The organism is Pseudomonas rhizozeae, assembly GCF_031583775.1.
Classification (GTDB): domain Bacteria; phylum Pseudomonadota; class Gammaproteobacteria; order Pseudomonadales; family Pseudomonadaceae; genus Aquipseudomonas.
The window spans coordinates 247,689-260,127 of sequence record NZ_JAVLSB010000021.1; the positions used below are offsets into that span (position 1 = coordinate 247,689).

Below are 12,439 nucleotides of genomic sequence, written 5' to 3' on the forward strand. Positions count from 1 at the left end.
CCACATTGGAGGCGACAGTCAAGCCGTTTTCGGCGCCGGCGCCCGGCGGATGTCCGGTTGTTTCCAACCGTCTGCCGCCGCTTCTTCGATGGCTTGCTGGATCGCGCGCTTGCGCGCTTCTTCGGCACGGCGGCTGAAGAACCACACCAGGAAGGTCACCAGCGATACCGCCAACAGAATCAGACTGGCCACGGCATTAATCTCAGGCTTGACCCCAAGGCGCACCGCCGAGAACACTTCCATCGGCAGGGTCGTGGAACCCGGCCCGGACACGAAACTGGCCAGTACCAGGTCATCCAGCGACAAAGCAAACGACATCATGCCGCCCGCCGCCAGCGACGGCGCGATCATCGGGATGGTGATCAGGAAGAACACCTTCCACGGCCGCGCGCCGAGGTCCATCGCCGCTTCTTCGATCGACAGGTCCAGCTCACGCAACCGTGCCGACACCACCACCGCCACATACGCCGCGCAGAACGTGGTGTGGGCGATCCAGATGGTGACAATGCCGCGCTCCTGCGGCCAGCCGATCATCTGCGCCATGGCCACGAACAGCAGCAACAGGGACAGGCCAGTGATCACTTCCGGCATCACCAAAGGCGCGGTGACCAGGCCACCGAACAGCGTGCGGCCCTTGAAGTGGGTGATGCGAGTCAGCACGAACGCCGCCAGGGTGCCCAGCGCCACCGCCGCGATGGCGGTGTAGCAGGCGATTTCCAGGGAGCGCACCACCGAGCCCATCAGTTGGGTGTTGTCGAGCAGACCGACGTACCACTTCACCGACCAGCCGCCCCACACCGTCACCAGTTTCGAGGCGTTGAACGAGTAGATCACCAGGATCAGCATCGGCGCGTAGATAAACAGCAAACCCAGCACCAGCATCAGGCTTGAAAAACTGAAGCGCTTCATTCTTTGCCCTCCATTTCCTTGGCCTGACTCCGGTTGAACAGGATGATCGGCACAATCAGGATCGCCAGCATCACCACCGCCAGGGCAGACGCCACCGGCCAGTCACGGTTGTTGAAGAATTCCTGCCAGAGCACTTTACCGATCATCAGGGTTTCCGGACCGCCGAGCAGTTCCGGGATCACGAACTCGCCCACCACCGGGATAAACACCAGCATGCAGCCGGCGATGATGCCGTTCTTGGACAGCGGAATGGTGATCTTCCAGAAACTGTTGAAGGTGCTCGAACCCAGGTCCGACGCGGCTTCCAGCAAGCTGTTGTCGTGTTTCACCAGGTTGGCGTAGAGCGGCAGGATCATGAACGGCAGGTACGAATAAACGACGCCGATGTACACCGCCAGGTTGGTGTTGAGGATCTGCAGCGGCTCGCTGATCCAGCCCATGCTCATCAGGAAGCCATTGAGCAAGCCGTTGTTGCTGAGGATGCCCATCCACGCGTAGACGCGGATCAGGATCGCGGTCCAGGTCGGCATCATGATCAGCAGCACCAGCACCGTTTGCATTTCTTTGCGGGCGGTGGCGATGGCGTAGGCCATCGGGTAGCCGATCAGCAGACAAAGCACGGTGCTGATCAGCGCCATTTTCAGCGAGCCGAGGTAGGCGGCGATGTACAACTCGTCGCCGGCCAGCATCGCGTAGTTGCCCAGGTTCAGCAGCAGTTGCAGTTTCTGCTCGGCGTAGCTGTAGATCTCGGTATACGGCGGGATGGCCACGTCGGCTTCGGCGAAGCTGATCTTCAGGACGATGAAGAACGGCAACATGAAGAACAGGAACAGCCAAATGAACGGAACCCCGATGACCATCTGCCGGCCATTGGGAATTATTCGGTTGAGCCGGCGTTTGAACTTGCGCATGTTCATGAGCGAAGTACCACGCCGCTGTCGTCTTCCCACCAGACGTAGACCTGATCACCCCAGGTAGGGCGCTGGCCACGGCGTTCGGCGTTGGCGACGAAGGATTGCACCAGTTTGCCGCTGGGCAATTCAACGTAGAACACCGAGTGCCCGCCGAGGTAGGCGATGTCGTGCACCTTGCCGCTGGACCAGTTGTATTCGCAGGTCGGCATGTCCGGGGTCACCAGGAGCTTTTCCGGGCGAATCGCGTAGGTCACTGATTTGTCCTGCACCGACGTACTGATGCCGTGGCCGACGTAGATCTGCCGGTCGAGGTCCTTGCAGGTAATCGTCGCGTGACCTTCAGCGTCGTCGATCACTTCGCCTTCGAAGATGTTGACGTTGCCGATGAATTCGCAGACCAGGCGGCTGGTCGGGGTTTCGTAGATGTCGATCGGGCTGCCGATCTGCGCGATCCAGCCCAGGTGCATAATCGCGATGCGCTCGGCCATGGTCATGGCCTCTTCCTGGTCGTGGGTCACCATCACGCAGGTCACGCCGACGCGCTCGATGATCTCCACCAGCTCCAGTTGCATCTGCGAACGCAGTTTCTTGTCCAGTGCGCCCATGGGTTCGTCGAGCAGCAGCAGTTTCGGACGCTTGGCCAGGGAACGGGCCAGGGCCACACGCTGGCGCTGGCCGCCGGACAGCTGATGCGGCTTGCGCTTGGCGTACTGGCTCATCTGCACCAGTTTGAGCATCTCGGCCACACGGGCGTCGACTTCGGCGGCAGGAATCTTGTCCTGCTTGAGCCCGAACGCGATGTTCTGCGCCACGGTCATGTGCGGGAACAAGGCGTAGGACTGGAACATCATGTTGATCGGCCGCTCATACGGCGGCATGTCGGTGATGTCGACGCCGTCGAGGAAGATCCGGCCTTCAGTCGGCCGTTCGAAGCCCGCGAGCATACGCAGCAGCGTGGACTTGCCCGATCCCGAACCGCCGAGCAAGGCAAAAATCTCGCCCTTTTTGATTTCCAGGGACACATCGTCCACGGCAATCGTCTCGTCGAACTTCTTCGTGACCCGGTCGATTTTGACCAGCACCTGTTTAGGTGTCTGGTCGCCCTCGAGGGCTTTCTTGTAGGCGCCGGAGGCAACTGCCATTTACGAAACTCCCGAAAAAAAAGAGTGCAGTTCGCTCAAGGTGAGCCAACCTTGGATAGTTTGAGCCTTGGTCACTATTTGCCCGACTTGACCTTGGTCCAGCTGCGGGTCATCAAGCGTTGAATAGTGGCGGGCAGCTCGATCGACACGTAGGTCTTGTCGAGCACGCTCTGCGGCGGATAAACCGCTTCGTCGGTGCGGATGGACTGCTCCATCAATTTGTCCGACCCGGGGTTGGGGTTGGCGTAGCCGACGTAATCACTGACCTGGGCGATCACCTCAGGTTTCAGCAGATAGTTGATGAACGCGTGAGCCTGTTTGGCGTTGGGCGAATCCTTGGGGATCGCCAGCATGTCGAACCACAGCGCACCGCCTTCTTTAGGGATGGTGTAGGCGACGTTCACGCCTTTGCCTGCTTCCTTGGCCCGGTTGCGGGCCTGGAACATGTCGCCGGAGAACCCGATGGCGACGCAGATGTCACCGTTGGCCAGGTCGGCGATGTATTTGGAGGAGTGGAAGTAGGTCACGTAGGGCCGAACGGCGAGCAACTTGGCTTCGGCCTTTTTGTAATCTTCGGGGTTAGTGCTGTTGGCGTTCAGGCCCATGTAGTTGAGGACCGTGGGCATCATCTCATCGGCGGAATCGAGGAACGCGACGCCGCAGCTGTGCAGTTTCTTGATGTTTTCCGGCTCGAACAACACGCCCCAGGAATCGATCTTGTCGACGCCGAGCACGGCTTTGACTTTGTCGACGTTGTAGCCGATGCCGTTGGTGCCCCACAGGTACGGCACGGCGTAGAGGTTGCCGGGATCGTTCTGTTCCAGGCGCTTGAGCAGCACCGGGTCGAGGTTGGAATAGTTAGTGAGCTGGGCCTTGTCCAGTTTCTGGAAGGCGCCGGCCTTGATCTGCTTGCCGAGGAAGTGGTTGGACGGCACCACCACGTCGTAGCCGGTACGCCCGGCCAGCAACTTGCCTTCCAGGGTTTCGTTGGAGTCGAACACGTCGTACACCGGTTTGATGCCGGTGGCTTTTTCGAAATCGGCCAGGGTGGTCTCGCCAATGTAGTCGGACCAATTATAAATATGCACAGTGCCGGCGGCTTGCACGCTGGCGGCCAGGGTCAGCCCGGCGGCGGCGAGCAGTGCATTGCGTAACGAAGAAAAAATAGGCACGTGAAGGTCCTCTCAAATTAGTTGGGCCCAAGTTGCCCAGCGTTACATGACAGCCATGGCTGCCCAGCAACAAAACCGGCGCGCAACTTACCCTCGAAAAACCATTCCAGCAAACTTCATAAAGACCCGTGTGGGAGCGAGCCTGCTCGCGAAGGTCGTAAACGGTGACGCAGGGTGCCTGACACTCCACTGCGTTCCGATTTTTTTTCGCGAGCAGGCTCGCTCCCACAGGGTTTACGACTTACTTACCGGATTTAATCTTGGTCCAGCTGCGGGTCATGATCCGCTGGGTCGCGGCCGGCAAGTCGGCGATCGCGTACAGCTTGGCCAACACGTCCGCTGGCGGGTACACGCCCGGGTCGCTGGTGATGTCTTTGTCGACCAGTGCGGTGGCGGCGGCGTTGCCGTTCGGGAAGCGCACGGCGTTGGTGATTTCAGCCATGATTTCCGGCTTCATCAGGAAGGTCATGAACTTGTAGGCGCCCTCGACGTTTTCCGCATCTTTAGGGATAGCGACCATGTCGTAGAAGCTGCCAGCACCTTCTTTCGGAATGTTGTAGCTGACCTTGACCTTGTCACCGGCTTCAGCCGCGCGAGCCTTGGCCTGGTAGATGTCACCGGAGTAACCGACCGCTACGCAGATGTTGCCGTTGGCCAGGTCGGAGATGTACTTGGACGAGTGGAAGTAACCCACCGAAGGACGAATCTTCAGGAACAGTGCTTCAGCTTCGGCCAGTTGTTTTTTGTCCTGGCTGTCGGTTGGATAGCCCAGGTAATGCAGCGCCACCGGAATCATCTCGGTTGGCGAATCGAGGAAGCTGATGCCACAGGACTTGAGCTTGGCGGCGTTTTCCGGCTTGAACAGCAGGTCCCAGGAATTGGTCGGCGCGTCGGCACCCAGTGCAGCCTTGACCTTCTCGGCGTTGAAGCCAATGCCGATCGAACCCCACATGTACGGGAAGGCGTGCTCGTTACCCGGGTCGCTGACCGAAACGGCCTTGAGCAGATCCGGATTGAGGTTTTTCCAGTTCGGCAGCTTGGACTTGTCCAGCTTCTGGTAAACGCCAGCCTTGATCTGCTTGGCCAGGAAGTTGTTCGACGGCACGACGATGTCGTAGCCGGACTTGCCTGCCAGCAACTTGGCTTCGAGGGTTTCGTTGCTGTCGAAGACGTCGTAGACCACTTTGATGCCCGACTCGGCTTCGAACTTCTTGACCGTGTCCGGGGCGATGTAGTCCGACCAGTTATAGACGTGCAGCACTTTGTCGTCCGCCTGGACGGCAGCCGCCATCACGCCCATCAGCGACATGGCGAGGAGGGTCTTGCCAGCTATCTTCATACCTAATGCCTTCATGGGTATTGCTCCGGTTTATTCTTTTTACGGTCTGTTCGGTTGCCTGTTGCTGGACAACTGAATCAGCCGGGTAGTCTGGCAAGATCCATGGCCGCCTTTCAAGGAAAGACCGCCCTTTGTTTGCACTGGGCGAAGTGCCCGCAGCGCACCTCGCCCAGAGCCTAGCACTTAGCCCTGTAAAGCACTCAGGGTCAGGTCCAGGCACTTGCGCGCCTTGGCCACCAGTTCATCGATTTCCGCCTCGCTGATCACCAGCGGCGGCGAGATAATCATGGTGTCGCCCACGGCGCGCATGATCAGGCCATTATCGAAGCAGAACTGCCGGCAGATCATGCCGACGCCCTTGCCTTCGTAGCGCTTGCGCGTGGCTTTGTCCTGGACCAGTTCAATGGCCCCCAACAGCCCCACACCGCGCACTTCCCCTACCAGCGGATGATCGTTCAGTTCCCGCAGACGCTTTTGCAAATACGGTGCCGTTTTTTCCTGCACTCGCTCGATAATGTTCTCTTCGCGCAGAATGCGGATATTTTCCAGGGCCACCGCCGCGGCCACCGGGTGCCCGGAATAGGTAAAGCCGTGGTTGAAATCACCGCCTTCATTAAGCACCGCGACCACGTCGTCGCGCACGATCAGCCCACCCATCGGGATGTAGCCGGAAGTCAGGCCTTTGGCGATGGTCATCATGTCCGGTTTCAGATCGTAATGGTCGGTACCAAACCACTCACCGGTGCGGCCGAAACCACAGATCACTTCGTCGGCCACGAACAGGATGTCGTACTTGGCGAGGATTTCCTTGATGCGCGGCCAGTAGCTGTCGGGCGGGATGATCACGCCGCCGGCGCCCTGGATCGGCTCGGCAATAAAAGCCCCGACGTTATCGACGCCGAGCTCGAGAATTTTTTCTTCCAGTTGGTTGGCCGCCCAGATACCGAACTCGTCCGGGCTCATGTCGCCGCCTTCGCCGAACCAGTACGGCTGCGCGATGTGCACGATGCCGGGGATCGGCAAGTCGCCTTGTTCATGCATGTAGGTCATGCCACCCAGGCTGGCGCCGGCGACGGTCGAACCGTGATAGCCGTTCTTGCGGCTGATGATGACTTTCTTGTTCGGCTGGCCCTTGATCGCCCAGTAGTGGCGGACCATGCGCAACATGGTGTCGTTGCCTTCGGAGCCGGAACCGGTGAAGAACACGTGGTTCATGCCGGCCGGAGCGATATCGGAAATCGCCTTGGCCAGTTCCAGCACCGGCGGGTGGGCCGTCTGGAAAAACAAGTTGTAGTACGGCAGTTCGCGCATTTGCTTGGCGGCGGCATCGGCCAGTTCATCGCGGCCGTAACCGATGGCCACGCACCAGAGGCCAGCCATGCCGTCGAGGATTTTGTTGCCTTCGCTGTCCCAGAGGTACACGCCCTTGGCATTAGTGATGATCCGTGGGCCTTTTTCTTTCAACTGCTTGAAGTCGCTGAACGGCGCCAAGTGGTGATCGCTGCTGAGGGTTTGCCACTCACGGGTTTGCGGGTTGTTGCTGGTCATTGCGAATCTCCTTGGAATCGTGGAAGGCGCCGCCCATCGCAGCGGCGCCCGGCGCATCAGACGGCGAAGAGCAGGAATTCCCGCTCCCACGAACTGATCACGCGCTTGAAGTTTTCATGCTCGGCCCGCTTTACGGCGACGTAGCCGGTGATGAATTTCTTGCCCAGGTATTTCTCGATGGTCGCGCTGTTTTCCATGCGCTCGAGGGCGTCTTCGATGGTCAGCGGCAGGCGCAGGTTGCGGCGCTCGTAGCCACGGCCCACCACCGGCGCGCTCGGGTTGTGGCCTTCGACCATGCCGATGAAACCGCAGAGCAGGCTCGCGGCGATCGCCAGGTACGGGTTGGCGTCGGCGCCCGGCAGGCGGTTTTCCACCCGGCGTGCTTGCGGCGGCGCATCCGGTACGCGCAGGCCGACCGTGCGGTTTTCTTCGCCCCACTCCACGTTTACCGGCGCCGAGGTATCCGGCAGGAAGCGGCGGAACGAGTTGACGTTGGGTGCGAACAGCGGCAACAACTCGGGGATGAATTTCTGCAGGCCACCGATGTGATTCAGGAACAGCTGGCTCATGGTCCCGTCTTCATTGGAGAAGACGTTCTTGCCGGTTTCCAGGCTGACGATGCTCTGGTGCAAGTGCATGGCGCTGCCCGGTTCGCCGGTCATGGGCTTGGCCATGAAGGTCGCAGCCACGTCATGCTTGAGCGCCGCTTCGCGCATGGTCCGCTTGAACACCAGGATCTGGTCGGCCAGGGACAACGCGTCACCGTGACGGAAGTTGATTTCCATCTGCGCCGTGCCGTCTTCGTGGATCAACGTGTCGAGGTCCAGCTCCTGCAATTCGCACCAGTCGTAGACGTCTTCGAACAGCGGATCGAATTCGTTGGCGGCCTCGATGGAGAACGACTGCCGGCCGGTTTCCGGGCGGCCGGAGCGGCCCACTGGTGGTTGCAACGGATAGTCGGGGTCGTCGCTGCGCTTGGTCAGGTAGAACTCCATTTCCGGCGCCACGATCGGCTGCCAGCCGTGGTCGGCATACAGCTTCAAGACTTTCTTGAGCACGTTGCGCGGCGACAGCTCGATGGGGTTGCCCTGCTTGTCGTAGGTGTCGTGAATCACCTGGGCGGTGGGCTCGACGGCCCAGGGCACCAGGAACACCGCGTTCTCGTCCGGGCGGCAGATCATGTCGATGTCGGCCGGGTCGAGCAGTTCGTAATAGATGTCGTCTTCGACATAGTCGCCGGTCACGGTCTGCAGCAGAACGCTCTCGGGCAGGCGCATGCCTTTCTCGGCAATGAACTTGTTGGTCGGCGAGATCTTGCCCCGGGTGATGCCGGTCAGGTCGCCAATCATGCATTCGACTTCTGTGATCTTGTGGTCTTTCAACCAATCGGTGAGCTGGTCGAGGTTGTTACTCATAAATGCCTCTAGGCTGAGTTTCCTGGGTCGTTGGACCCAGGCATTAGTTGACGCATCGGCGTCGCGGGGTGTCGCATTGGGTGAAGCTTAGGGGTGATTGCCGCCGGCGTGGTGCGACCTGCGCCAACCACTGCTGCGCACAAAACGCGCCAAGCCGTGCAGAATCATGAGCACGACGCCGCGCACGGGCCAGGCCGAGGGCAGGAAAAAGTTCTATATTGGAAGAGGTCCGGTTAAACAGGCTGTCACCCTGACCGTCAATAATATCGGGCAGACTGGGCTGAACGGACCGAGTCAAAAGCGCCGGCGGCATGCCTTTGGCATTGCTGGCCGTAGCTAAGTCGTAAAGATCGCCACTGATGTGATGAGCATCCAGACCGCGCTGCGCTGGGCAGGCGGTGGCGCCGATTAACGGCAGGCGAGACATGCAGCACCCCGGTATTATTGCTGTTATGGGTTTGAATCGAGCTTAGCCTTGTTCATTTTTTTACACAACACCCCCGTAAAAAATACAACACGGCCCGCTCAAGCTTGCGGACCGTAAGATGTGCGAACACAAAAAAACGCCCCAAAGTGCCTCAAATATGCCTCGCTGGCGCTTTTTTAGGGCAAAAAAGGCCTTGCTTGACTTCGGCATGCCGTTCGGGTTGACTGAAACCCGAAGAGATCAATGATTGATATTTTTAACAACAAAGGTGTTGCATCATGTCGGTACCCCCGCGTGCCGTTCAGCTTAACGAAGCGAACGCGTTCCTTAAGGAACATCCTGAGGTTCTGTACGTTGACCTTCTGATTGCGGATATGAATGGTGTGGTGCGCGGCAAGCGCATCGAACGCACCAGCCTCCACAAGGTTTACGAGAAAGGCATCAACCTGCCGGCCTCTCTATTTGCTCTGGATATCAATGGCTCGACAGTGGAAAGCACTGGCCTGGGCTTGGACATCGGCGATGCTGACCGAATCTGCTATCCAATCCCCGACACCCTGTGCAATGAACCCTGGCAAAAGCGCCCGACCGCGCAACTGCTGATGACCATGCACGAACTCGAAGGCCAGCCGTTTTTCGCTGACCCGCGTGAAGTGCTGGCCAATGTCGTGCGCAAGTTCGACGAAATGGGCCTGACCATCTGCGCCGCGTTCGAGCTGGAGTTCTACCTGATCGACCAGGAGAACGTGAACGGCCGACCGCAACCGCCACGCTCGCCAGTCTCTGGCAAACGTCCGCACTCGACACAGGTCTACCTGATCGACGACCTCGACGAATACGTCGACTGCCTCCAGGACATTCTGGAAGGCGCGAAAGAGCAAGGCATCCCGGCCGACGCCATCGTCAAGGAAAGTGCCCCGGCGCAGTTCGAAGTGAACCTGCACCACGTCGCCGACCCGATCAAGGCGTGCGACTACGCGGTCCTGCTCAAGCGTCTGATCAAAAACATCGCCTACGACCATGAAATGGACACTACCTTCATGGCCAAGCCTTACCCCGGTCAGGCAGGCAACGGGTTGCACGTCCATATCTCGATTCTCGACAAGGACGGCAAAAACATCTTCGCCAGCGAGGATCCCGAGCAGAACGCCGCATTGCGTCACGCAATCGGCGGTGTGCTCGAGACCCTGCCGGCGCAAATGGCGTTCCTGTGCCCGAACGTCAACTCGTATCGCCGCTTTGGCGCACAGTTCTACGTGCCGAACTCGCCGAGCTGGGGCCTGGACAACCGCACCGTGGCCCTGCGCGTACCGACCGGTTCCGCCGACGCAGTGCGTCTGGAACACCGTGTGGCCGGTGCCGATGCCAACCCTTACTTGTTGATGGCTTCGGTCCTGGCGGGCGTGCATCACGGCCTGACCAACAAGATCGAGCCCGGCGCGCCGGTGGAAGGCAACAGCTACGAGCAGAACGAGCAGAGCCTGCCGAACAACTTGCGCGATGCCCTGCGCGAACTGGACGACAGCGAAGTCATGGCCAGGTACATCGATCCTAAATACATCGATATCTTCGTCGCCTGTAAGGAAAGTGAGCTGGAAGAATTCGAACACTCCATCTCCGACCTCGAATACAACTGGTACCTGCACACCGTTTAAGCGGATGCAGTAAAAAAACGCCGCCGGCCCCACAGCCTGCGGCGTTTTTTTATGTTCGCCACCGATCAGTGTGGCGAGGGAGCTTGCTCCCGCTGGAGGCCGAAGGCCTCCCCTTCATCCGCAACACGGATGCGTCAGGCACACCGAGCGCACAGGTTTCAGGGCCGCTCCGCGCCCCAGCGGGAGCAAGCTCCCTCGCCACAAGAGCCGCGCTGCACCATCGGGATATCCAAGGCCAGTGCTGCACCACGGGGATATGGCAGATCGGCGCGCTCTGCGTACAATGCCCGCTGCCCCGCTGGAGGACTGCCATGACCCGCCCCGCCACTGTTCGCAAACCGCGCGCCCGCAGCCAGGCGCGGATTGATTCGATCCTCGACGCCGCCCGCACGCTACTGGCTGCCGAAGGCGTGGACAGTCTGTCGATCTACAGCGTGGCCGAGCGCGCGCAGATCCCGCCCTCCTCGGTCTACCACTTTTTCGCCAGCGTCCCGGCCCTGCTCGAAGCCCTGACCGCCGACGTTCACGGTGCCTTTCGCGCCTGCCTGCAAGCGCCGATCGACCACGCGGCACTCAGGGATTGGCGCGACCTGTCGCGCTTGGTCGAGCAGCGCATGCTCGACATCTACGACCAGGACGCCGCCGCCCGCCAGTTGATCCTGGCCCAGCACGGGCTCACCGAAGTGACGCAGGCTGACCGTCAGCACGACATCGAACTCGGCGACCTGATGCACAAACTGTTCGACCAACACTTCGAATTGCCCCGGCTGCCGACTGACGTCGACGTGTTTGCCCTGGCGATGGAGCTGGGAGATCGGGTCTACGCGCGCTCGGTGCAGCAGCACGGGCAGATCACCCCGCGCATGGCCGAGGAAGGCATGCGCGTATTCGATGCCTACCTCGGCTTGTATCTGCCGCCGTACCTGCCGAAACGCGCTTGAGGCCTAGGCCACTTCGCAATCGTAGAGCGCCAGCCGGCGGATCACCGTGCCCGGCAGCAACAACCCGCCCGGCGCCACCACCGCGTTAGCACCCAGGCGCACACCGTCACCGAGCAAGGCGCCGAACTTGTCGCAACCGGTGGCCTGCAATTGGTCGTTGATCCGCACGTTCACGCCTTTGTCGGCCCGCTCGTTGCGGTAATTGGCGATGATGCTGCCGGCCTCCAGATTCACTCCGCAACCGAGCACCGAATCGCCGACAAAATTGAAATGCGCAAGCTTGCTGCCGCCGAACATGAACGTGGTCTTGAGTTCGGCGCCCGGGCCGATGATGCAGCCCTCCCCCAACCAGCAACCGCCGCGCAGATAAGCCCCAGCCGCGATAAAACAGCCCGGGCCGATGATCAGCGGGCCCTTGAGAACCGCCCCGTCCTCGACCTGCGCGGTGCGATGCACCGCGACATCGCCGCGCACTTCGTACTCATCCGGCGAAAGCTGCGCCAGCAGCGCCGACACCCGCTCAGGTGCGTTGACCACCAGCGCCCACGGCGTCAGATCCGCCCACTGCGCCAAGGGCGAGTCGGCCAGATCCTGAATGTAATCCGCAATCCTCACTGTCACTGTTGATCTCCTTTTCGTTGGGCTTCAATCGAACGTTATCCGCTCCGGACTGTATCACCGTCGCCGCGCCCAATAAAAAACCCCGAAGGGCTCACACCCTCCGGGGTTGTCGACAGCGCACCGCTTAGAGCTTGGCGATGGACACTTCGGTGGATTTGACGAATGCGATGACTTCGCTGCCGATCACCAGTTCCAGCTCTTTGACCGAGCGCGTGGTGATGACCGAGGTGACGATGCCGGAGGCGGTCTGCACGTCGATTTCCGAGAGCACGTCGCCTTCGACGATTTCCTTGATGGTGCCTTTGAATTGATTACGAACGTTGATGGCTTTGATGGTCATGAGGTCAATTCCTGTC

General features: G+C 60.1%; 12 protein-coding genes. 2 read left to right on the plus strand and 10 right to left on the minus strand.

What is annotated here, in order from left to right:
- Window positions 1–18 precede the first annotated feature (18 nt).
- From RG836_RS05445 to RG836_RS05480, 8 genes are all read right to left on the minus strand, one after another.
- Window positions 19–909 (minus strand): ABC transporter permease subunit, encoded by an 891-nt coding sequence (locus RG836_RS05445; RefSeq protein ID WP_310843824.1) that lies wholly within the window; start codon window positions 907–909, stop codon window positions 19–21.
- On the minus strand, window positions 906–1,787 hold the full coding sequence (locus tag RG836_RS05450; protein WP_310844442.1) for an ABC transporter permease subunit: 882 nt from the start codon (window positions 1,785–1,787) through the stop codon (window positions 906–908). The genes RG836_RS05445 and RG836_RS05450 overlap by 4 nt, the downstream gene beginning before the upstream one ends.
- 35 nt (window positions 1,788–1,822) lie before the next feature.
- Window positions 1,823–2,965, minus strand: a complete 1,143-nt coding sequence (locus tag RG836_RS05455) for an ABC transporter ATP-binding protein (RefSeq protein WP_310843827.1) — start codon at window positions 2,963–2,965, stop codon at window positions 1,823–1,825.
- Between the two features lie 74 nt (window positions 2,966–3,039).
- The gene (locus tag RG836_RS05460) at window positions 3,040–4,137 is read right to left on the minus strand and encodes a polyamine ABC transporter substrate-binding protein (RefSeq protein WP_310843829.1); all 1,098 of its coding nucleotides are present in this window, start codon (window positions 4,135–4,137) and stop codon (window positions 3,040–3,042) included.
- Window positions 4,138–4,378: 241 nt separating this feature from the next.
- Window positions 4,379–5,476, minus strand: coding sequence for a polyamine ABC transporter substrate-binding protein (locus RG836_RS05465; RefSeq protein ID WP_310844443.1), 1,098 nt, complete (start codon window positions 5,474–5,476; stop codon window positions 4,379–4,381).
- A gap of 183 nt (window positions 5,477–5,659) precedes the next feature.
- Window positions 5,660–7,024 (minus strand): aspartate aminotransferase family protein, encoded by a 1,365-nt coding sequence (locus RG836_RS05470; RefSeq protein ID WP_310843831.1) that lies wholly within the window; start codon window positions 7,022–7,024, stop codon window positions 5,660–5,662.
- Between the two features lie 56 nt (window positions 7,025–7,080).
- Window positions 7,081–8,439, minus strand: coding sequence for a glutamine synthetase family protein (locus RG836_RS05475; protein ID WP_310843833.1), 1,359 nt, complete (start codon window positions 8,437–8,439; stop codon window positions 7,081–7,083).
- A gap of 43 nt (window positions 8,440–8,482) precedes the next feature.
- Window positions 8,483–8,866 (minus strand): glutamine amidotransferase, encoded by a 384-nt coding sequence (locus RG836_RS05480; RefSeq protein WP_310843835.1) that lies wholly within the window; start codon window positions 8,864–8,866, stop codon window positions 8,483–8,485.
- Window positions 8,867–9,144: 278 nt separating this feature from the next.
- Here RG836_RS05480 and RG836_RS05485 point away from each other — a divergent pair, with 278 nt between their 5' ends.
- Both RG836_RS05485 and RG836_RS05490 read left to right on the plus strand, forming a co-directional pair.
- Window positions 9,145–10,521, plus strand: a complete 1,377-nt coding sequence (locus RG836_RS05485) for a glutamine synthetase family protein (RefSeq protein WP_310843837.1) — start codon at window positions 9,145–9,147, stop codon at window positions 10,519–10,521.
- Between the two features lie 311 nt (window positions 10,522–10,832).
- Window positions 10,833–11,462 (plus strand): TetR/AcrR family transcriptional regulator, encoded by a 630-nt coding sequence (locus RG836_RS05490; RefSeq protein WP_310843839.1) that lies wholly within the window; start codon window positions 10,833–10,835, stop codon window positions 11,460–11,462.
- Between the two features lie 3 nt (window positions 11,463–11,465).
- Here RG836_RS05490 and RG836_RS05495 read toward each other — a convergent pair whose 3' ends face one another.
- Window positions 11,466–12,077, minus strand: coding sequence for an LbetaH domain-containing protein (locus RG836_RS05495; RefSeq protein WP_409078057.1), 612 nt, complete (start codon window positions 12,075–12,077; stop codon window positions 11,466–11,468).
- 130 nt (window positions 12,078–12,207) lie between these two features.
- Window positions 12,208–12,423, minus strand: coding sequence for a TOBE domain-containing protein (locus tag RG836_RS05500; RefSeq protein WP_003213899.1), 216 nt, complete (start codon window positions 12,421–12,423; stop codon window positions 12,208–12,210).
- Between the last annotated feature and the right edge of the window lie 16 nt (window positions 12,424–12,439).